General features: G+C 63.3%; 15 protein-coding genes. 8 read left to right on the top strand and 7 right to left on the bottom strand.

The genetic code is table 11. The features are described from left to right. The first annotated feature begins 11 nt into the window (after nucleotides 1-11). Nucleotides 12-1169, top strand: a complete 1158-nt coding sequence (locus PMI04_RS15655; RefSeq protein WP_007708153.1) for an aldo/keto reductase — start codon at nucleotides 12-14, stop codon at nucleotides 1167-1169. Further along, nucleotides 1166-1759: a flavodoxin gene (locus PMI04_RS15650; protein WP_007708152.1), complete on the top strand. Its 594-nt coding sequence runs from the start codon at nucleotides 1166-1168 to the stop codon at nucleotides 1757-1759. The genes PMI04_RS15655 and PMI04_RS15650 overlap by 4 nt, the downstream gene beginning before the upstream one ends. 111 nt (nucleotides 1760-1870) lie before the next feature. Here PMI04_RS15650 and PMI04_RS15645 read toward each other — a convergent pair whose 3' ends face one another. From PMI04_RS15645 to PMI04_RS15630, 4 genes are all read right to left on the bottom strand, one after another. Next, the gene (locus tag PMI04_RS15645) at nucleotides 1871-3523 is read right to left on the bottom strand and encodes an alkaline phosphatase D family protein (protein WP_007708151.1); all 1653 of its coding nucleotides are present in this window, start codon (nucleotides 3521-3523) and stop codon (nucleotides 1871-1873) included. Nucleotides 3524-3534: 11 nt separating this feature from the next. Then, on the bottom strand, nucleotides 3535-6072 hold the full coding sequence (locus PMI04_RS15640) for a TonB-dependent receptor (protein ID WP_007708150.1): 2538 nt from the start codon (nucleotides 6070-6072) through the stop codon (nucleotides 3535-3537). A 207-nt stretch (nucleotides 6073-6279) separates the two neighbouring features. Then, nucleotides 6280-7326, bottom strand: a complete 1047-nt coding sequence (locus PMI04_RS15635; protein ID WP_007708149.1) for an NADP(H)-dependent aldo-keto reductase — start codon at nucleotides 7324-7326, stop codon at nucleotides 6280-6282. A 132-nt stretch (nucleotides 7327-7458) separates the two neighbouring features. Further along, a complete protein-coding gene (locus PMI04_RS15630) occupies nucleotides 7459-8175 on the bottom strand; it encodes a GntR family transcriptional regulator (protein ID WP_007708148.1) in 717 nt (238 codons plus the stop codon). Nucleotides 8176-8344: 169 nt separating this feature from the next. Here PMI04_RS15630 and PMI04_RS15625 point away from each other — a divergent pair, with 169 nt between their 5' ends. The 5 genes from PMI04_RS15625 to PMI04_RS15605 are packed head-to-tail and all read left to right on the top strand — an operon-like array spanning nucleotide 8345 to nucleotide 12997. Further along, on the top strand, nucleotides 8345-9832 hold the full coding sequence (locus PMI04_RS15625; RefSeq protein WP_007708147.1) for an aldehyde dehydrogenase family protein: 1488 nt from the start codon (nucleotides 8345-8347) through the stop codon (nucleotides 9830-9832). Continuing rightward, nucleotides 9829-10635, top strand: coding sequence for a carboxymuconolactone decarboxylase family protein (locus PMI04_RS15620; RefSeq protein ID WP_007708146.1), 807 nt, complete (start codon nucleotides 9829-9831; stop codon nucleotides 10633-10635). Before PMI04_RS15625 ends, PMI04_RS15620 begins: the two co-directional genes overlap by 4 nt. After that, nucleotides 10632-11387, top strand: coding sequence for an SDR family oxidoreductase (locus PMI04_RS15615; protein ID WP_007708144.1), 756 nt, complete (start codon nucleotides 10632-10634; stop codon nucleotides 11385-11387). Before PMI04_RS15620 ends, PMI04_RS15615 begins: the two co-directional genes overlap by 4 nt. Further along, nucleotides 11384-12193: an NAD(P)-dependent oxidoreductase gene (locus PMI04_RS15610; protein WP_007708142.1), complete on the top strand. Its 810-nt coding sequence runs from the start codon at nucleotides 11384-11386 to the stop codon at nucleotides 12191-12193. Before PMI04_RS15615 ends, PMI04_RS15610 begins: the two co-directional genes overlap by 4 nt. A gap of 18 nt (nucleotides 12194-12211) precedes the next feature. Then, nucleotides 12212-12997 carry an SDR family oxidoreductase gene (locus PMI04_RS15605; RefSeq protein ID WP_007708141.1) on the top strand — a complete coding sequence of 262 codons (786 nt, stop codon included), beginning with the start codon at nucleotides 12212-12214 and terminating at the stop codon, nucleotides 12995-12997. 58 nt (nucleotides 12998-13055) lie between these two features. On the opposite strand, the gene PMI04_RS15600 is transcribed toward PMI04_RS15605, so the two are convergent. After that, nucleotides 13056-13961 carry a LysR family transcriptional regulator gene (locus tag PMI04_RS15600; RefSeq protein WP_007708125.1) on the bottom strand — a complete coding sequence of 302 codons (906 nt, stop codon included), beginning with the start codon at nucleotides 13959-13961 and terminating at the stop codon, nucleotides 13056-13058. 122 nt (nucleotides 13962-14083) lie between these two features. Here PMI04_RS15600 and PMI04_RS15595 point away from each other — a divergent pair, with 122 nt between their 5' ends. Beyond that, the gene (locus tag PMI04_RS15595; RefSeq protein ID WP_007708123.1) at nucleotides 14084-14836 is read left to right on the top strand and encodes an SDR family oxidoreductase; all 753 of its coding nucleotides are present in this window, start codon (nucleotides 14084-14086) and stop codon (nucleotides 14834-14836) included. 84 nt (nucleotides 14837-14920) lie between these two features. Here the strand turns inward: PMI04_RS15595 and PMI04_RS15590 are convergent, their stop codons facing one another. Continuing rightward, the gene (locus PMI04_RS15590; RefSeq protein ID WP_007708121.1) at nucleotides 14921-17458 is read right to left on the bottom strand and encodes a sulfite reductase flavoprotein subunit alpha; all 2538 of its coding nucleotides are present in this window, start codon (nucleotides 17456-17458) and stop codon (nucleotides 14921-14923) included. 129 nt (nucleotides 17459-17587) lie between these two features. After that, nucleotides 17588-19912 carry an EAL domain-containing protein gene (locus PMI04_RS15585; protein WP_007708117.1) on the bottom strand — a complete coding sequence of 775 codons (2325 nt, stop codon included), beginning with the start codon at nucleotides 19910-19912 and terminating at the stop codon, nucleotides 17588-17590. Nucleotides 19913-19963 lie beyond the last annotated feature (51 nt).

Below are 19963 nucleotides of genomic sequence, written 5' to 3'. Positions count from 1 at the left end.
GGGAAATAGGCATGACAGACCAACGCGGATCAGGCCATGTGAGCCGGCGTAGCCTGCTGGGCGTGGTGGGCATGGGAATGGCGACCATAGCGGTAGGGGCTCCGGCGATCGGACCGTCAAATGGCGCTGCAGGAACGTCGGGCACCGGAACATCTCTCGGCGCGCGCCGGAAATTGGGCGCGCTCGAGGTGTCCGCTATCGGTCTTGGTGTCCAGAACATGCACCGGACCTATCAGACCACCATCCCCGATCGGGCTGAGATGCACCGTATCATCAGTGCCGCCCATGATCATGGCGTCACTCTCTTCGATACGGCCGAGGCCTATGGGCCGCATGAAGACGAGCGCATCCTGGGCGAGGCGACCCAATCCTTCCGCAACGGCATCGTCATTGCCTCCAAGTTCGGCTGGAATATCGATCTTGAAACTGGCGAGCGCCGGCCCGGTCTCAACAGCCGCCCCGCCCATATCAAGCTTGCCGTCGAAGGTTCGCTCCGGCGGCTGCGGACCGACCGCATCGACCTTCTCTACCAGCATCGCGTCGACCCGGCGGTGCCGATCGAGGATGTCGCCGGCGCGATCAAGGATCTGATGGACGAAGGCAAGATATTGCACTGGGGGCTCAGCGAAATGGGGCTGGATACGCTGCGCCGTGCCCATGCCGCACTGCCGCTGACGGCGGTGCAGAGCGAATATTCGATGCTCTGGCGCGGACCGGAAGCCGAGGTTCTGCCGCTTTGCGAAGAATTGGGCATCGGCTTCGTGCCGTGGAGCCCGCTGGGCGTTGGTTTCCTGACCGGCGCGATCGATGCGCAGACGGCCTATGCCGACGGCGACATCCGCAAATATGAAACCCGCTTTGCCAAGGAGAATGTCGCGTCGAACATGGCCTTGGTGAACTTGCTGAAAAATTGGGCCGCGCGGAAACAGGCGACGCCGGGGCAGATCGCATTGGGCTGGTTGTTGATCCAGCGGCCATGGATCGTACCGATCCCGGGTACGACCCAGATGGCGCATATGATGCAGAATATCGATGCGGCCAATCTCCGCTTCACGCCCGCCGAAGCCGCCGAGCTGACCGCCGCCCTTTCTGCGATTATTGTAAAGGGCGATCGTCTTCCGCCCGCCGTACAGGCCTTTTCGGGCGTCGAGGCGCCGTTGAAGCCATGATCGGCGACCGATCGGACCTGTCGCGGCGCATGCTGCTTGGTGCGCCTGCCGTGCTGGCATTTGCCGGTGCGGCGGCCTGCGCCCAAGATGGCCGCACTGCACGCATCAAGGGCAGCAAGACCCTTGTCGCCTATCTCACCCGCTCGGGAAACACCCGGGTCATCGCCGAAACCCTGCATCGCACCCTGTCCGCCGATCTGTTTGAAATCAGACCAGCGCGCCCTTATCCTGCCGATTATGAAGAGCATGTCGCGCAGGCTGCACACGAACATAGCAGTGGTTACGAGCCGCCACTGGCCGCGCTGGTCACCGACATCATATCCTATGATGAGATATTCCTGGGTTTCCCGATCTGGGGCCAGGCTGTGCCGCCGCCGATCATTTCCTTCCTGAAAGGACATGACTTGCGCGGGAAAATATTGCGGCCCTTCATGACCCATGGCGGCTACGGTGTCGGCTCCGCACCCGATGCCCTGGCAAGTCATGCCGCATCAGCGCTCCTCCAGCCTCCCTTTGTGATGGAGGCGGATCAGGAGCGGCGCACGCTCAATCAGGTCAAGACGTGGCTTGGCCGGATAGAAGGGGAATGATGGATCGCTAGAATGCGAGGCCGGCATTGCAGCAGCATGGCGAGCCAAAACGTCCCGGTATGAAATGGGAGTGCCATCGGGGCTGCGGATGAAATCCACAGCCCGACTGCTTCACCCCCTATCGAACTTGGTCGCACCGACCGTCAGCGAAAACTGCCTGAGCGTGCGGGCCTCCGCCTTGGGCGCATAGATGGTCGACATGGCGATATAGTCACCCGTCGCCTTTTCCGCTGTCAGCGTCAGCAGGATATAGCCCTTGGCGCGCTGGTCGCAAAAGGCGACCTCCGGGCTTGCCTGCTGCAGCAGATTACCCAGCGGCACCTGCGGCAGCGTGTCGCCGACCGACGGACTGCTGATCGAGGAGGTGCCGAATTCGACGCCGATCGCGTTGCCGTCCCGGTCGGCCAGCTGGTTGGCCCAGAAGGCATGACTGTCGCCCGCCAGCACCAGCGGATGGGCACCGGTCCGGCGGATGCTCTGGTAGAGCCGCTCACGCGCGGCAGGATAGCCGTCCCACGCGTCGAGGTTGAAGGGCAGGCCGGCGCGATAGCCCGCCTGTGCCAGTTCCACCTGAGCGCGGATCGACGGTTGCAGCGTGGCGACCATGGCGGCCGCCTTGTCTGCGCCGAACAGCTTGGCGAGGTCCGGGCCGTTGACCCGCGCCATCACCACCTGATTGCCCAATATCTGCCAGGGCGTGCCGGCCTTGACCGACGCGGCCAGTTCCTGCTCCAGCCAGGCGCGCTGCGGTTCGCCTAGCATCTCGCGGTCCGGTCGGTTGCGTTCGGCCAGCACCGCCGCGACTTCGGACCGTCCCGGCGTCTCGCCCTTGAACCCGGCCTGTTCGCTGCGCGCGAGCAGGCGCGTCTCGACCATCAGCAGGGTGGCAAGGTCGCCAAAGTCGAAACGGCGGTTGATGCCTTCCCAGGGATCATTGCCTTGCGGATCGCGGATCGGCATCCATTCGAAATAGGCCTGCATCGCTGCCGCCTTGCGCTTGGCCCAGTCGCCCTCTGTCGCAGGCTGATGATTTTCCGCGCCGCCGATCCAGCTGTCATTGGCGGTTTCATGATCGTCCCACACGCAGATGAAGGCGGCGCGGGCATGGGCCGCCTGCAGGCTCCTGTCGCCCTTGTAATGGGCATGGCGGGTACGATAGTCGGCCAGCGTCACGATCTCATGCGCCGGTTCCAGCCCGCGCCCGATCTTCTGGCCGATCTCCGCGCCATAGCCGTCGGCACCATATTCATAGATATAGTCGCCCAGGTGCACGACCGCATCGATCCGGTCGAGCGCGGCGATCGAATCATAGGCGGTAAAGAAGCCGCCGGGGTAGAGCTGGCACGATACTACGGCCAGCACAGCGTCGGCCACAGCGCCCTTGGCCAGGGTGCGGAAGCGGCCGACCGGCGATTTCGTGCCGTCCGTCAGCTCGAACCAGTAATGATAATCCTGTCCGGCCTTGAGTTTGCGCGGTTCGACCTTGACGGTGAAGTCGCGGGCGGCGCGCGCCTCGGCGATGCCGCTTTCGACCGGTTTGCCGTCGGCGTTTTCTGCGACATGCCAGCGCAGGGCGATGGCGGCCTGCTGCGCCGGATCGGCCGGGGTGACGCGGGTCCACAGAATGGCACCGCGCTGGGTCGGATCGCCGCTCGCCACGCCATGGGCGAAGCCGGCGGCAGTTGGTGTCGCAGCCATGCCGATGCCGGGGAGGGCGGCGCCCGAGCCGATCAGGCCCAACGCCGCGCGACGATCAAGCTTCATGCTGTCCTCGCTCATTGCGCACCACCAAAGCGGAAGCTGGCCGATACGCCATAGAAGCGCGGCGCACCGCCGATGAAGGTCGGCATGCCCAGGCTGTCGCCGGTATTGCCCGCGTCCATGATATATTTCTTGTCGAAGGCATTTTCGATGAAGCCCTCGATCCGCCAGGCGCCACCCGGCGCCTCATAGCCAAGCCGCGCATTGACCAGCGCATAGCTGCCTTGCCACTCGTCCTGGATATTGTCGGCGACCAGCGCGGCTGGCGGCTGCTGCAGGTCGGGGCGGTCATTGTCATCGTCGAAGAAGACCTTCGACTGCCAGGTCACGCTGGGCGTGAAGATGATGCGGCCGGGGCCGGCGGGCAGGGACGCTTCGGCGCCGAAGGAGGCGCTATGGTCGGGCGACAGGCGGAAACGGTTGCCGTCGCGTACGCCGGTCTTGAAGCGGCTATGGTTATAGGCATAGGTTGCGAACAGGGTCAGCCCATCGCTCGGCACCCAGCGCAACTGGCCCTCGAAGCCATAGCTTTCCGCCTTGCCGGCATTGGTCAGGACGAACTGGGTGCCCTGCTGCACCGTGGTCTGGAAATTATCATATTGATAGAAGAAGGCCGCGCCATCGAGGAACAGGGTGCGGTTCATCAACGCCGTCTTCGCGCCCAGCTCGAAACTGTCGACGGTCTCGGAATCCAGCACGGAGAAGCGGGTGGCGCCCATTGGCGCGGACGGCGCGCTGGCGGCCAGCACTTCGGGGCGACGGCCACGCGCATAGGTGGCATAGAGGCTGGTGTCGTCGCTCGGCTTGTAGCGGGCCGTCAGGCGCCAGGAAAAGCCGCCATTGCTGAGCGTATCGCTATCCTCGCCGCCATTGCCGGCGGTCGGCTGCGCGCCAAGGCCGAACATCGGCACCGGATAGGCGGCCGAGGTCGGGATGGTCGCCGCGCCGGGCACGGCGAGCGCTTGGAGCAACGCAGTGCGCACGGCTGTCGGCTGGCTCAGCGCGCCGATGAAGCCGCCCAGGATCGACCGGCCATTTTCGACCGATGACATAAAGGTGCTGCGCTTGTCGTCATGGGTGTAGCGCAGGCCGCCGCCAATCTCGAACTGATCGGACAGCCGCACGGTCACGTCGCCGAACAGGTCGAACGCATTGGTGCGCGCGCCATTGGTGGTGCTTTCCAGATGGTTGGGCTTGAGGTTGGCGGCGATTGCCTGGGCCTGCGCACTCGACAGGCCGACGCCATAGGCGCTGGCCACGCCCTGAAGCAGCGCCCCGGTAAAGGCCGGGCTCGCCAGCACCGCCATCGGCACCGGATCGGTCGTCGGGCGGCCGGGGATCGCGCCGCCGCCGTTGAGCGCATTGGCCAGTCGGGCCAGCGTTGCGCGTTCGTCAAACTGGGTGGGGACGCGCTGTGTGCCATTTTCCCAGAAATAGCTGGCACCCAGGAAGGCCGTAATCGGGCCTTCGTCATAGGTCAGGCGGAATTCCTGGCTGAACTGGCGGCCGCGCGCATCCTCCGCCGCCGTCAGCATCGGCAGCGAAATACCGTCTGCGTCGAAGATTTCCAGTGCGTCGAAACGCCGAAACGCGGTGGTGGAGATCAGGTTGAACTGGTCGTTGAGCTTCAGCCTGGCGATGCCGGTGACACCCCAGACCTGGCGGTTGAGGCCCAGATCCTTGCCATCCTCGAAACCGGTGCCCGCCGCCAGCGCTGCGCCACTGTTGCGGCCACGATCACCGATTACGGCACCCGTGGTCGGGTCGGTCGGGTTATAGGCGATCGACTTGAAGCCGGTGCCGTTGGGCGTATCCTTCTGATAATTGCCGATCAGGTCGAAGCTGAGGTCGCCTTTTTCGCCATGGAAGCTGCCGCGTACGGCCTTCGTGTCGGCGGAGTTGAAATCCGCGCCGCCCAGCAGGTTGTCGGTATAGCCGTCGCGTTTGCGGATGCGGCCGGCCAGGCGGATCGCCATGCCTTCGCCGATCGGAGCATTGACCATCGCTTCGCCCAGCCAGCTATTATAATTGCCATAGGAAACCCGGCCTGCCGCTTCAAAGCTGTCGAGCTGCGCCTTGTTCTGGATGATGTTGACCGCGCCGATCAGCGCGCCGCGACCATAGAGGGTGGACTGCGGCCCCTTGGCGATCTCGACCCGCTCAATGTCGAACAGTTCGACATAGGAACCGCGCGATTTGGAGATGGATACGCCATCCTGATAGACCGACACGCGCGGTTCGTTGCTGGCAGTGCCGCTGTCCGATGTGATGCCGCGCATCACGAAACCCGGATTGTTGGGCGACTGATTCTGCACATCGAAGCCAGGCACGAAGCGCGACAGCGCGTCGAACTCATAAAGGCCCATACGATCCATCTGATCCTGGCCGATGACGCTGAGCGCCATGGGAACGTCGATGGCGTCCTGCTCGCGCAACTGCGCGGTAACGATGATCGAATCGGCCGGTGCGGCATCGGGTGTTTCAGCATGCGCGGTTGCCGTAGCGAAAACGGGCAGGCTGATGGCGGCAAGAGCTAGAGAACGGAAGTGCATGATATTTCTCCCCTTTCGGCGACCCGTTAGGGGGAGAGTATGAAGCCGGCATGACAGTCCGGCCCTGCCGTTCAGGGACCGGGCGAAGAGGCTTGTTGGGGGATGCGCTATTGCGCCGCATGATCGGGGATGGTTGGCGCCGATGCGCAGCCATCCTCCAACGACTTCATCCAGAAAATCGCTTGGGCGCCCGCTGTCGGGGCATGGTCAGGGGCAGGGGTCGGGCAAGTCTCTGTGAACGGCTTCAATCGCAGCCAGCGCATCGCTGTCCAACCGAATGTCGATGCTGGCGATATCGCTCTTCAGTTGCTCCAAGGAAGTCGCACCGATGATCGTCGATGTCACGAATGGTCGACTGTTCACATAGGCGAGGGCAAGCTGGGCGGGATCGATGCCATGGGCGCGGGCGATGGCGACATAGCGTGCGCTGGCAGGCGCCTGGCCGGGCAGGTCATAGCGCACGAACTGGGCTGCGACCGCGCGGCGGGTGCCGGGCGCGATGACTCCGCCCAGATATTTGCCGGTCAGATTGCCTCCGGCGAGCGGCGAATAGGCGAGCAGCCCCACATTTTCGCGCAATGCGAATTCGGACAGGCCGATCTCGAACGTGCGGTTGAGCAGATTATAGGCGTTCTGGATGGAGGCGATGCGCGGTAATCCCTGCTCGCGCGACAGCCTCAGATATTCGGCGACCCCCCAGGGCGTTTCGTTCGATACGCCGATGTGGCGCACTTTTCCTGCTTTCACCAGGTCCGCCAGGATGTCCAGCGTCTCCTCGATCGGAACGGTATCAGGCCGATCGGACAGGCTGGCAAGGCCCCGGACACCAAAGGACGGGACCGGGCGATCGGGCCAATGGACCTGATAAAGGTCGATATAATCCGTGCGCAGCCGTCGCAGGCTGTCATCGATGGCTTGCTCGATATTGGGGCGATCCAGGCGGTCCAGCGTCCGGATGCCGCGAGAGGGATCGCGTGCGGGGCCGGCGACCTTGGTCGCCAGGATGACGTCGTCACGCCGCTTGCGGCCTGCTATCCAGCTACCGATGAATTCTTCGGTCCTGCCTTGCGTCTCGCGACTGACCGGCGTCACCGGATACATTTCTGCGGTGTCGATGAAATTCACACCCTGGCCCAGGGCATAGTCTAATTGGGCGTGAGCCTCCGCCTCGCTGTTCTGGGATCCCCAGGTCATCGTGCCCAGGCATATCAGGCTGACTTGGAGATCGGTGCGGCCGAGCGTGCGATAGTCCATTCATCATGCCCCTTTTTGCAGTTGGCTTTTCCTTTAGCCGGAAAAGGGAGGCTGCAAAGCGGGCGGTGCGCCAATTAAGAAAGTTTCATCTTTCCATGAGTGTCATTGGTGCTTGTGAGGTGCGCGGTTTTTTCAAATCCGCTCGAACCCGCATAAGGCGCTCAGCACCTGCCGATTTTGACGATCAGCCTCAAAATGGGCGAGTGCGGGATCCCGGCCGGCGATGGCATCGATGATGCGCAATCGCCCACGACGCCAGACTGCCAGGTCGAACGTGCTTGATAGGATGCCATCGCGCTCGACATCCCGTGCGCTGCCTAGCGCCACTCGGGTGAGCAGTTCGAACAGGGGCTGGCTGACCATCTGGAACAGAATATCCTGTAGCCGGCCTTCCAACAGGCCAAGCTTCTGCATGCTGTCGCATCCGTCGATCTGCGCACGCACCTCCTGCAACGCGCCATGTAGGTGCATGTCCTCGCATCGCGCGGCAGCAGCGCAGAGCCGATTGAACAACAGGGAGGTGATGTCGAGTATCTCGCGCCAGGAACCAGGCTCTCCGCAGAGATAGGCGCTCAGCATCCGTTCCAGATCCGCCATTTCCGGTCGTCGACCATAATAGCCGCCGCCCGGGCCGCGTCGGACCTCCAATATGCCTTCATGCTCCAATATGCGTGCGGCCTGTTGGATCGTGACGATACCCACCGCGAGTTCGCGCGCGAGCGTCGGTAGCGAGCCGATCTGTTCTCCCGGCGGGCTGGCGAGAATGCGGCGGCGTAACGAATCGGCGGCATTGCGCACGACCTGGCGCTTGCCGACCGTCCGCATCGCATCATCTTTTTCGTGAACCATATTAAACATGCCTATAAATGGGCATGTTTAATAAAAATCCGCAAGGGCGATGTCGCGTATATCGCCCTTGCGAGTCAAATAATGTGCGTATTATTGTTTTCAAACAGGAGCGCTGCCGAACATTCGAGCGGTGCCGCGCAGGGATGCCCTGCCACAATAGGAGAGTGCCATGGCGTTCAGGGATCCCGTAATCGACGCATTGCCGCGGCATCCCGTCATCATTGGCGGACGGCGTGAGATGCCGTCGGGTGCGGCACGTCATGCCCATGTCTATCCGGGGACCGGCACTGTTACGCGTGAACTGCTGCTGGCCGATGCCGATGATGTCGATCATGCGGTCACCGCCGCGCGCAAGGCCTTCCCGGCCTGGCGCGCCATGCCCGGCGACAAGCGCCGCGACCTGATGTTTCGCCTTGCCGCCCTGCTGGAGGCAAAATCCGCAGCGTTCGCGCCCAGCCTGATTGCGGAAAACGGATCTGTGGCCATGGTCGCCCCCTATATGGGCTATGATGCAGCCCAGAAATTCCGCTATTTCGGTGGCTGGTGCGACAAGCTGCACGGGCGGACCATTCCGATGTGGGGGGCACCCGCTCATGATTATGTCAGCTATGATCCTTATGGCGTGATCGGTATCATCGTGCCGTGGAATGGCCCGCTGTTCGCCGCGACGATGGTATTGGCGCCGGTGCTGGCAGCGGGCAATTGCGTCGTGATCAAGGCCCCCGAACTTGCCCCCTACAGCGTCATGCAGCTGGTCGAGTTGCTGCATGAGGCCGGGCTGCCCGACGGGGTGGTCAATCTGGTGACCGGGGGCGCCGATGTCGGCGCAGCAATGGTTGCCCATCCCGGTATAGACAAGATCGAGTTTATCGGATCGGGCACCACCGCGCGCCAGGTGCTGGTCAATGCGGCGCAGTCGCTCAAGCCGGTCGGGCTGGAACTGGGCGGCAAGTCTGCGGTGGTGGTGTTCGACGATGCCGATCTGATGCTGGCGGCCAAGAAAGGGTTGACCGGCGCGATCTCCTCCAATGGTCAGGGCTGCGTCAACGGCACAAGGCTGCTGGTTCAGCGCGGCGTATATGACCGCTATCTGGACCTGATCGGCACGATGGCCGGCCATGTTCAGTCGGGTGACCCGTTCGATCCCACGACGGTGCTGGGGCCGGTGATCAGCCAGAATGCGCTCGACCGGATCAGCGGCATGATCGATCGCGGCATTGCCGACGGCGGCCGCCTCATTGCCGGCGGCAAGCGGCTTGGTGGCGATTTTGCCGAGGGCTTTTTCCTGCCGGTGACGATCCTGGCCGATGTGTCGGACGATAGCGAGATTGCCCGGAATGAGGTGTTCGGCCCGGTGCTGGTCGTAACCCCGTTCGACGAAGAGGAAGACGCAATCGCACTGGCCAATGGCACCGACTATGGTCTGGGCGCCTATGTCCACACGCAGAATCTGCGCCGTGCTCATCATATGGCGCGCGAGCTTCAGGCCGGCATGATCCATGTCAATGGTGCGGGCGAGGCGATGCAGCCAAATTGCCCGTTCGGCGGCTTCAAGAAGAGCGGTCATGGCCGGCTGGGTGGCATTGAGGGCCTGCATGAATTTCTGCAGCCCAAAAATGTCTGGATGAGCATGGCGCCGCCGGAGGGCGGGCAATGACCCTGCTCGATCCTGCGGCACGCCATGCGCTGGGCCGTGCCCTTCAGGCCGAACTGACGGGCCGGGACGCGCCAGAGCCAGGATCGCCGCTGGCGGAAAGCTGGCGCGACTTCATCTACGCCGAAATCTGGTCGCGACCGGGGCTCGATCGACGCGCGCGCTTTCTGATCGCGCTGGCGTCGGCCGCCGGTGCCAATGCGCCTGCAGATCGGCTGGACGGCTATGTGCGCGGCGCGCTGGCGACCGGCGCGCTGACCCAGGCCGAATTGCGCGAGGCTGCTCTGCATGTCGCGGTCTATTCCGGCTGGGATAGGGGGGGCGCAATTGACGCCGCCATTGATCGGATCGATGCGGAACAGGGGCTGGAGCCGGTTGCCTCGGCGCCGATCCGTTCCGAACCCTGGGATGCGCAGCGGCGGATGGAGGAGGGCTTTGCCGCGTTTCACGCCGTCATGACGTTCGACGGCCCACGCGTCGGCAATGGCCTGCCCTATCTGCAGGACGGCATCCTGAACTTCGTGTTTGGCGAGATGTGGTGTCGGCCGGGCCTCGACCAGCGGTCACGCCGATTCCTGACGCTTGTCGGCGTGGCGGATTCCGCCGCGACCGTGCCGATCGCCAGCCATTTCCATGCCGCCATGGCAAGCGGCAACTGCACCGCCGCCGAACTGCATGAGTTCGTCCTGCATTATGCGGTCCATGCCGGTTGGCCCAAGGCTTCGGTGATCCAGGGCGTGGTGCTGGAAATGGCCGCCAAGGTCGCGAAAGGCCTGGCCTGGAACCAGAAGGAGGAAGGGCGATGAGCATCGCGATCGACATGGCCGGGAAAGTTGCGCTGGTGACCGGCGCTGCATCGGGACTGGGCCGTGCGACGGCGTTCAAGCTGGCGCAGGCCGGCGCCCGGTTGTGGCTGGTCGACCTCGATGCCGAAGGATTGGCGGAAACCCGGAGCCTGCTTGCGCAGGGCGAGCATCAGGTGCGGGTCGCGGATCTCGCCGATCCGGAGGCGTGCGACGCGGCGGTCGCGGCCGCGATCGCCCATTTCGGACGGCTTGATGCGCTGTGCAATGTGGCGGGGCTTATCTATCTCGCCAATACGCCCGAAATGCCCCGGCCGCTTTGGGACAGGACGCTGGCGGTCAACCTGACCGCGCCTTTCCTGCTGTCGCAGGCGGCCATTCCGCATCTGCTGAAGACCAATGGCGCGATCGTGAATGTCGTCTCCTCGGCCGCTTTCATCGGCGAGGCCTATGCCGCTGCCTATTGCGCGTCGAAGGCGGGGCTCCTCAACCTTACCAAGGCGATGGCGATGGAGTATCAGAAGCAGCCGATCCGCATCAACGCCGTCGCGCCCGGTGGCATGATCACCAATATCGCCACCAATTTCCGGCCGCCCGAGGGCTGTGATTTTGAGCTGCTCAAGCGTTTTTCGGGTATGCGCGGTACCGTCGAGGTCGATGACGTGGCGGACATGGTGGCATTGCTCGCATCACCGGCGGGGCGTGGCTATCATGGCAACTGCATCTCGATCGATGCCGGGATCACGGCAGGATGAGCGGGCTGGAACGGGTCGGCTTCATCGGCCTGGGTAGCCAGGGCGGTCCCATGGCGCGGCGTATAGCGGCGGCAGGCTATCCTCTCACCCTGTGGGCCAGGCGGCCGGAGGCGCTGGAACCCTTTCTCGCGTTCGGTGCGACCGCCGTACCCGATGTGGCGACGTTGGGCGCGACGTGCGATCATGTCGGCATTTGCGTGGTCGACGATGCCGGCGTCTCCGCGATCATCGATCAACTGTTGCCGGCGATGCGGCCGGGCAGCCGTGTCGTCATTCATTCGACCATCCTGCCGGACAGTTGCACGCGCCTGGCGGAACGCTGTGCGGAACGGGGCATCGCCTTCCTTGACGCGCCGGTCAGCGGTGGCGGGCCGGGCGCGGCTGCAGGCACGCTGACGGTCATGTGCGGTGGTCTGGTCGAAACCTATGAAGCGGCCCGGCCGGTGCTGGAAAGCTTTGGCGGCCTGATCGTGCGCATGGGCGATGTCGGCGCGGGACAACGGGCCAAGATCGTCAACAATGCGCTGATGGCGGCCAATATGGGTCTGGCCCATGCGGCGATGCAGGCGGCAGCGGCGCTCGATCTCGACGGCGCTGCGCTGCGCGCGCTTATCGCGGCGAGCAGCGGCCGCAGCTTCGGTTTCGAGGTTTATGCCCGCTTGCCGACTCCCCACGCCTTTGCCCATGGCGCGCCGCTGCTGCGCAAGGATGTCGGCCTGTTGATGTCCAGCCTTCCTGACGATGCGGGCGCCCAAGCCCTGTCCCAAGCCGCCACCCCTTTCCTGTCCGCCGCGTGCGGCGATTGATTCACGGAGACCTGTGCCATGTCCTTCAACCTCGACCAGTTTCGCCTGGATGGCAAAGTCGCGATCATCACCGGCGCCGGCGGGCGTGGCAATTCCATCGGCCGCGCCTATGCGCTGGGCCTTGCTGCGGCGGGTGCGGCCATCGTCGTCGCCGACCTTAATGGCGATGGCGCGCAGGCCGTGGCGGATGAGATCGTGGAGGCCGGCGGACAAGCCATCGCCGTCCAGGTCGATGTCGCCGACGAGGCGTCGACCCTGGCGATGGGGGCGGCGGCCGTGGATGCCTTTGGCGGCGTGGACGTCCTTATCAACAATGCCGCGCTGATGGTCGACATCAGCTATGACAATGTTGAATCGGTTAGCATGGAGGCCTGGAATCGGGCCTTTTCGGTTAATCTCAATGGTGCTCTGCTTTGTGCTCGTGCCGTCATTCCCTCGATGCGGGCACGGGGCGGCGGGCGTATCGTCAACCAGACATCGGGCGGCGCCTTTCCCGCGACCGGCCTCTACGGCATCTCCAAGCTGGCATTGGTCGGCCTGACCACCACGCTCGCCAAGCAGTTCGGCAAGGATGGCATTACCTGCAACGCGATCGCGCCGGGCAATGTTATGTCGGATGCGGGGAAGATGCTGGTGCCCGACGATTCCCCCTTCATCCAGTTCCTGCAGATGAGCTGCGCGCTGCGTCCGCGTGGCGAGCCGGACGAACTGGTCGGCACCGCGTTGCTCCTCTGTTCGGAGGCCGGGCGCTGGATCACCGGCCAGACCATCCATGTCGATGGCGGCTGGGTGCTGCGTCCTTGAACCCGCGCTGGCCTTGATCGCTTCCAATCCTGTCGGCTGACATATCAATCCGGCCCTGTCATACGCCGAACAGGGCCGGATTTTTGAACCCTTTCGCCAGATGATCGATCCAGGCGCGCACAAGCGGGGGAAGGCCGGTGCGCGTCGTGAAGACGAGGTGCACGATCCCGTCCTCGCTCGTCCATTCGGGCAGGATACGGACCAGAGTCCCGTCGCGCAGTTCACTGGCGCATATATGGTCGGGCAGCATGGCAACGCCGAGGCCCGCCATCGCCGCGACCCGGATGGCACCGAAATCGCCACAGCTCAGTCGGGGAAGATGTCGGATGTTGCGGATTTCACCACCTGGCCCTTCCAGCCGCCATATGACCTCGCCATCCTCGCCAGACGAACTCAAGGTGGGAGCGGCCTCGAGCGCATCTATTCCCTGTCCTGCAAGACGGTTGGCGAGTGCCGGACTGGCGATCAGGATACGGCGGCTATGCGCAAGCGTGCGCATCGTCAGCGCCGCATCGCTGTCGAGCCTGGTTCGGACGCGCAGCGCGACGTCTATGCGTTCGGCAATGACGTCGACCGGGCTGTCGCGTGCGACGATTTGAACATGGCCTTTGGGATATAGCGTCAGGAAGTCGGGCAGCATGTCCGCCACGATCGCGACAAGACCGGTGGGGCAGGCCATGCGTACCGTGCCCTGGGGTTCGCTCAGGCTCGCCTCGACGAGAGCTTGGGCGCGATCGGCGGCTGCCACCGCCAACTGGCATTGGGCATGGAACGCAAGGCCGATCTCGGTAACGCGAAAGCGCCGTGAAGATCGCTCTATCAGCCGCGCTCCAAGCCGTTCCTCCAGGGCGGCGATGCGACGGCTGAGTTTGGACTTCGGGATGCGCAGCGCGCGCCCGGCCGGCGCGAAGCCCCCATGGTCAACCACGGCATCGAAATAGCGCATGTCATTGAGGTCTTGCATATCATCGTTCCATTTATGGGATGATAAGTGTCAATATTGCCAACTACAGACATTATCGTTGCATATCTATCTCATTCTCATCGGTCGAGCGAAGTTCGTCGGCCCATCTAAGGAGAATGAATATGACCTATGATCTCACCAACAAAGTTGCCGTCGTGACCGGAGGCAACAGCGGTATTGGCCTTGGCATTGCACAGGAACTGGCCGAGCAAGGGGCCAAGCTGTTCGTGACCGGCCGTCGTCAGGCGGAACTGGACGCTGCCGTCAGGACGATCGGTCATGGCGCTGTCGGCGTGCAGGGCGACGTCACCAGCCTGGCCGATCTCGACCGCCTTTATGACGTTGTGCAGCAGCATGGCGCGCCGATCGACATCCTTGTCGCCAACGCGGGCGGCGGGACGTTCCAGCCGCTGGGCGCCATCACCGAAGAGGAATTCGACCGCACGTTCGATCTGAATGTGAAGGCGACGCTGTTCACCGTTCAGAAGGCATTGCCGCTGCTGCGCGACGGGGCATCGATCATCCTCACGGGATCGACCAGCGCGGTGAAGGCGCTGCCGGCGTTCAGCGTTTACGGCGCAACCAAAGCGGCCATCCGGAATTTCGCGCGGCACTGGATACTCGATCTCAAGGACCGCAAGATCCGTGTCAACGTCATTGCCCCCGGGGCAACACGGACGCCCGGCCTGCAGGGGCTGACATCGAGCGAGGAGGAATGGCAGGGCTTCGAGAATGGTCTCGCCGCCGGCATCCCGCTGGGCCGCCTTGCTGATCCGCGCGAAATTGGCAAGGTCGCGCTATTTCTCGCCTCGGATGCGTCGAGCTACGTCAACGGGGCCGAAATCTTCGTCGATGGCGGCTTTGCCCAGATCTGACGAATTGTCGGCAGTTCAGGTCCCGTCGTTCAACCGAACGGCGGGACTGTTCACATTCAGCAAGTCGATGGAGGGGAGGGACGCTTAATAGACGTCACGACGATAGCGGCCCTCTTCGGCGAGATTTTCGAGGGTCGCTTCGCCCAGACTATTCACCAGTACGTCATGGACGCCCTGGGCCATGCCTTCCAGGCTACCGCAAACCAGGATGGTTGCGCCGCGATCGATCCAGTCGGACAGCATATCCCCTTGGTTCGACAGCAGATCCTGGACATAGCGGCCACAGTCGTCATCGCGCGAAAAGGCGCGATCGAGACGGCTGAGGGTTCCATCCTGCATCCAGGCAGACAATTCGTCGTCGAAGAAGCTTTCATGCCTGCGGGATCGCTCGCCAAATAGCAGCCAATGCCCTTTATGTCCGGCATGGGCTTGCGCGCGAAGATGCGCACGCAAGCCGGCGATGCCCGTGCCATTGCCAATCAGAATCAGGGGGCAGGCGGCATGCCCGGCATCGATACGGAACCCCGGATTGGGACGGACGCGCAGCCGGGTGGTCGAACCGACGGGCAAATATGCTGTCAGCCAGCCAGAGCCTATGCCCAGCCGTTCGTCTTCGCCATGGACTTGCCGGACGACCAGGTCCAGTGTCCCGTCCGCTGTGATCGATGCCGCCGAATATTCGCGTACCGGCAATGGACGCAGGGCGCGCAACGCTTCGGTCGAGATCGGTGTGCCCGGTTCGGGCAGGATCGCGCTCGCGAGATGATCGCGCAGCGATGCGGCTAGGTCGATCAATTCGCCATCCTGTGCCCGGGCCTGCGCTGCCAGCAGGGCATCGACCCGTGCCGGGGCATTGCAGGGCTGCACCTCCACAATGTCGCCGGCCTCCCAGTCGCCGCCAGCATCCGTGGTCGCTTCAAACTGAAGATGAAAGGCCGGAAGGGATGTGCTTGCCGGGTTGAGCGTCCGCCGGGCCACGAGGGTCCAATTGGTGAAGGGGATTGCGGTCTGTCCCCGCTTTGCGTCCGCTGCGCCGAGGTCGTGCAAGGCGGCATGCCACAGCAGGTCGGCCGCCTGATCGCCATGATCCATGGCAATCAGGGGAAAGGATGCGGTCGCGCCGGCCGTGCGCAGCCATTGGTCCAGCCGGTATCCAAAAGCGCAAAAATCCACATATTCGCGGTCGCCGAGAGCCAATATACCATAATGGAGATGGGTCAGATCCAACGTCTCGCCACCCAGAATGCGGCTGGCGAAACCACGTGCCATGTCTGGCGGTTCGCCTTCGCCATAGGTGCTGGCGACCAGCAACAGGCGCTGGGTCGTGGCGAGCAGCGCCGGCGTCAATTTCGCTATAGACAGGACCTGTGTCCGCACTCCGCCTTGCGCCAGCGCCAGTGCCGCATTGCGGGCCAGGATTTCTGCCGTGCCGGTCTGGCTGGCATAGGCGATCAGGATCTCGCTCGCGCCCGTCGGCATGGGGATGCTGGCCTCCAATGCCTTTGCCTCCCGCTTGCGGCGGCGGCGCGACAGATAGAGTAGGTAGCCCGTGATCGTGAACAGCGGCATGGTCAGGCTGGTGAGCAACATCACGATCCGACCCGGCAGGCCGAAAAACGCACCGCGATGCAGTTCGTACATGCTCTGGGTGATGATGACGCCAAGCGGTCGGCGATCGTAGAGATCCCGCTTCTTCAGTACGCTTGTTTCGGGATCATAGCTGTATCTGTCGGTTTGGCGCAGGTGGCGGGCCTCGGCCGGACGGGCCTCGAAAGTGATGGCCTTGACCTGCTGCGATGGCGCGGGTTGGGTGATGCGAACCCAGCCATAGCGATCGCCGGTCAGTTGCTGGAACTGCGTCCAGGACGGATCGATCGCGGGGCGCTGAGGAGCAGGACCATCCTTCTTCTTCTCGCGCGGTCTCTCCTCGCCGGCAGGCTTGCCCGTCATCGCATAGGTGACACCCTGGCGATACCAGTCGTAACTCCACCACAAACCCGTCAGCGCGCTCAACAGGTAGAAGAGCAGAACCCAGGTACCGATCACCACATGCAAGGCGCGCCACAGATTGCGGCCGGTCTTGCGCAGGTCCAGCACCAGCCATGCGCGCCAGTCCAATGCCTGGCGAGGCCAGCGCAGATAGAGGCCGGACAAGGCAAAGAAGATAAGCGAGATGGCACTGAACGCCGTGATCTGGCGTCCGATCCCGTTGCCGCCGCCCGGCAGTGCAAGCCAGCGATGCAGTTCGTCCATCAGATGGAAAAAGCCAGCGCCTGCCGGTTCGCCCAGCCAGCGCCCGGTCGTTCGGTCGACTTGTCCCTGCAGCCGATCGCGCCCTTTCACGGCGACCAGGCGAACGCTGTGTGTGCGTTCGGGGGCCGCTTCCCAGTCGAGCCGACTGACATAATAGCCCGGATGATCGGCTTGCACCCTGGCGATGATCCGGTCGGGGGAGAGGTCGGGGCTGGCGGACCGGCCCGGCGCATAGAGGCGTGGCGACAGGGCTTCGTTGATCTCGTCCTCGAAGCTCATGGATGCACCGGTAATGCCCATCAGCGCCAGGACGAGGCCTGCGCTGATCCCAAGGAACCAGTGGATCTGGAAGAATATCGTTTTGGTCACCCGAAACCCCGTGCCGGCAACCCGGTGTCGGGCGGCCCATGCCTATGTTGCGGGTGCAGCATAAATAGAATTTGCAATCGACTTGCAATAGCTGTGCGATCGCGGGGAATTCTCCCCTGGGCCGATCGTCTAGCTGGCGATGGCGATCTGGTCGCTGGCGTTGAAATTGTCCAGCCACGCGGAAACGGCTTTGGCGGGCATGGCGCGGGCATAGAGGAAGCCCTGTCCGACGTCGCACCGCATTTCCCGCAGATAGGCCTCCTGTGCGGGTGTCTCTATGCCTTCGGCGACGATCTCCAGGCCCAGGCAATGGCCCAAATTCACGACCGTTGAGGTGATGGCTTCGGCGTCGGCGCTGATGCCGATGTTCTGGATGAAGGATCGATCGATTTTCAGGAGGTTGACGGGAAATTGCGTCAAATGGGACAGGGATGCGTATCCGGTCCCAAAATCGTCGAGGGCGATCCGGATGCCGTAATCACTCAACATGCGCAGCTCACGCTCGACATCGCTGGCGCCGTGGCCAAGGAACACATTCTCGGTCACCTCGATCTGGATACAGTTTGCTGGCAGTTTGCGTGCCGCCAGATTGCCGATCACCTTGCCGGCGAAGCCGCCATGCCTGAAGTCCGCACCCGCGACGTTGATCGCGACATGGCCGAACGGCACGCCGGTCCGCGACCAATGCTGAATATCGTCCAATACCTTTTGCAGCATGCGTTCGCTCAACAGGGAACCCAGCGCGGGATCGTCAAAGGCGGCGCTCAGCATATCGGGCGTCCGCAATTGGCCGTCATGGTCCTTCCAGCGCAGTAAAGCCTCGAAGCCGACGACCTCCGATCTGCGGAGATCGATCTTGGGCTGGTAATGCGGAATGATGGCGTCATGGATCAGCGCCTGGCGGGCCAGGGCGATCATGGTCTGATGTCGCTCGACCTCGATCATCATGCCCGGTTCAAAGATCCTGAGCTGAGCGCGGCCCCCGGTCTTCGCGGCATAGAGGGCGATGTCGGCCGCCTTCATAATTTCCGAACGGGTTGTGCCATCACGCGGGATAAGGCTGGCACCAATGCTGGCGCCGCATTCCAGCAGGCGGCCGCCATGGTCGATGGGGACGCGCAACTGGTCGAAAATATTCTGGGCGATACGTTCCACCGCCTTTTCCGACCGCGCGCCGATCACCAGCGCAAATTCGTCACCGCCGGTCCGTGCGACCAGATCGCCCTCGGCGACAGCCGCCCGCAGCCGTTCGGCAAAGGCGCAAAGCAGCGCATCGCCGCCATCATGGCCGACCGTATCATTGATCGCCTTGAAATTGTCGACATCGACGATCAGCATCGCGGCTGCCATGTCCCGCCCGACATCGGCCAATGTCTCGTCGAGATGCTGCTGCAACAGCGTGCGGTTGGGCAGGCCGGTCAGGGCGTCATGCTGGGCCATCCAGATCGCCTTTTCCTCCGACTTCTTCTGGTGGGTGATGTCCCGCGCGACGACGATCAACCGACCCGAAGCGTCCGACGTCTGATTGATCGCAATGTCGAACCAGAGCCGTTTGCCCGGATCGGTGGCAAGGCCGAGCGAAAGGACGGCCGACTGGCCCGCTTTGGCGCTTTCCAGCGCGGCTTGGGCCGTCCCGCGATCCTCCTCGGCGATTCCGGCCAGCCAGTTTTTGCCCACCAGCCCGCCTTCCTCCGATCCATCCCGCTGCCGATTGTAGAAAATGACATGATAATCCTTGTCCAGGATCAGCATATGGTCGGGGCTTGATCGCAGGATGGTTTCGGTGAGCGATTCACTGCGTTCCAGATCGGTCAATGCGATCATCCAGGACACCAGCATCTTGTGCAACGCAAAGGATGCCGAAAATATGGTGAGCATGAAGATCGGCAATTGGACGCTGATGATCGGCAGGATGGGTTCGCGGGTGAGCATCCCGGAGATCGCGCATGGCCCCAGTGCCAGCAAGACCATGGTGGTGGCCAGCCGGGGCGTGCCGAAATTGCGCATGCAGATGCCGGACACCATCGCGGCGGCGGACAGGCATGCAATCGTCGCCAATATCCAGTCGCCTGACAGGATGCACAAGGACGTACCCAGTCCCACAGACAAGGCCCACATGCACGACAGCAGGGCCGAAACGGCCCTGGGCGGCAATTGCCCCGCAGCCAGGCGCTTCTTTCCCTGGATCAGGACCGCCATCCGCACCAGGCCCAGAATGATCTCGAACAGCAGCCAGCCGATAAATGCTGCGGTGGGATGCCGCCAGGCGGCGATCGCGGCCACGGCCGTTGCATTGAGGACGCCGCCCAGGAATATCGGCAGGGACGAGAAAAGGCCATTTTTCAGCTGATCGGCGATGCCGAATGGCACCTTGGTCTTCGTTTCAAGCAGCCAGTCGATCGGCCTGGTGGAGGAAAACGGCAGCACGTGCATACTCACTTGGCGGTCGATCATCCTGCACTTCAATCGCAGGATGACCGATGATTATCGTGCCTGGCGACGGCG

This window comes from Sphingobium sp. AP49 (assembly GCF_000281715.2).
GTDB lineage: Bacteria > Pseudomonadota > Alphaproteobacteria > Sphingomonadales > Sphingomonadaceae > Sphingobium.
Note: the sequence above shows the minus strand (reverse complement) of the source record. Positions and strands in the feature narration are given on the sequence as shown.

Excerpts from the sequence above, each read along its gene's own strand:
- PMI04_RS15655 (WP_007708153.1), top strand. The coding sequence starts at position 12 with ATGACAGACCAACGCGGATCAGGCCATGTGAGCCGGCGTAGCCTGCTG.
- PMI04_RS15650 (WP_007708152.1), top strand. The coding sequence starts at position 1,166 with ATGATCGGCGACCGATCGGACCTGTCGCGGCGCATGCTGCTTGGTGCG.
- PMI04_RS15645 (WP_007708151.1), bottom strand. The coding sequence starts at position 3,523 with ATGAAGCTTGATCGTCGCGCGGCGTTGGGCCTGATCGGCTCGGGCGCC.
- PMI04_RS15640 (WP_007708150.1), bottom strand. The coding sequence starts at position 6,072 with ATGCACTTCCGTTCTCTAGCTCTTGCCGCCATCAGCCTGCCCGTTTTC.
- PMI04_RS15635 (WP_007708149.1), bottom strand. The coding sequence starts at position 7,326 with ATGGACTATCGCACGCTCGGCCGCACCGATCTCCAAGTCAGCCTGATA.
- PMI04_RS15630 (WP_007708148.1), bottom strand. The coding sequence starts at position 8,175 with ATGGTTCACGAAAAAGATGATGCGATGCGGACGGTCGGCAAGCGCCAG.
- PMI04_RS15625 (WP_007708147.1), top strand. The coding sequence starts at position 8,345 with ATGGCGTTCAGGGATCCCGTAATCGACGCATTGCCGCGGCATCCCGTC.
- PMI04_RS15620 (WP_007708146.1), top strand. The coding sequence starts at position 9,829 with ATGACCCTGCTCGATCCTGCGGCACGCCATGCGCTGGGCCGTGCCCTT.
- PMI04_RS15615 (WP_007708144.1), top strand. The coding sequence starts at position 10,632 with ATGAGCATCGCGATCGACATGGCCGGGAAAGTTGCGCTGGTGACCGGC.
- PMI04_RS15610 (WP_007708142.1), top strand. The coding sequence starts at position 11,384 with ATGAGCGGGCTGGAACGGGTCGGCTTCATCGGCCTGGGTAGCCAGGGC.
- PMI04_RS15605 (WP_007708141.1), top strand. The coding sequence starts at position 12,212 with ATGTCCTTCAACCTCGACCAGTTTCGCCTGGATGGCAAAGTCGCGATC.
- PMI04_RS15600 (WP_007708125.1), bottom strand. The coding sequence starts at position 13,961 with ATGCAAGACCTCAATGACATGCGCTATTTCGATGCCGTGGTTGACCAT.
- PMI04_RS15595 (WP_007708123.1), top strand. The coding sequence starts at position 14,084 with ATGACCTATGATCTCACCAACAAAGTTGCCGTCGTGACCGGAGGCAAC.
- PMI04_RS15585 (WP_007708117.1), bottom strand. The coding sequence starts at position 19,912 with ATGATCGACCGCCAAGTGAGTATGCACGTGCTGCCGTTTTCCTCCACC.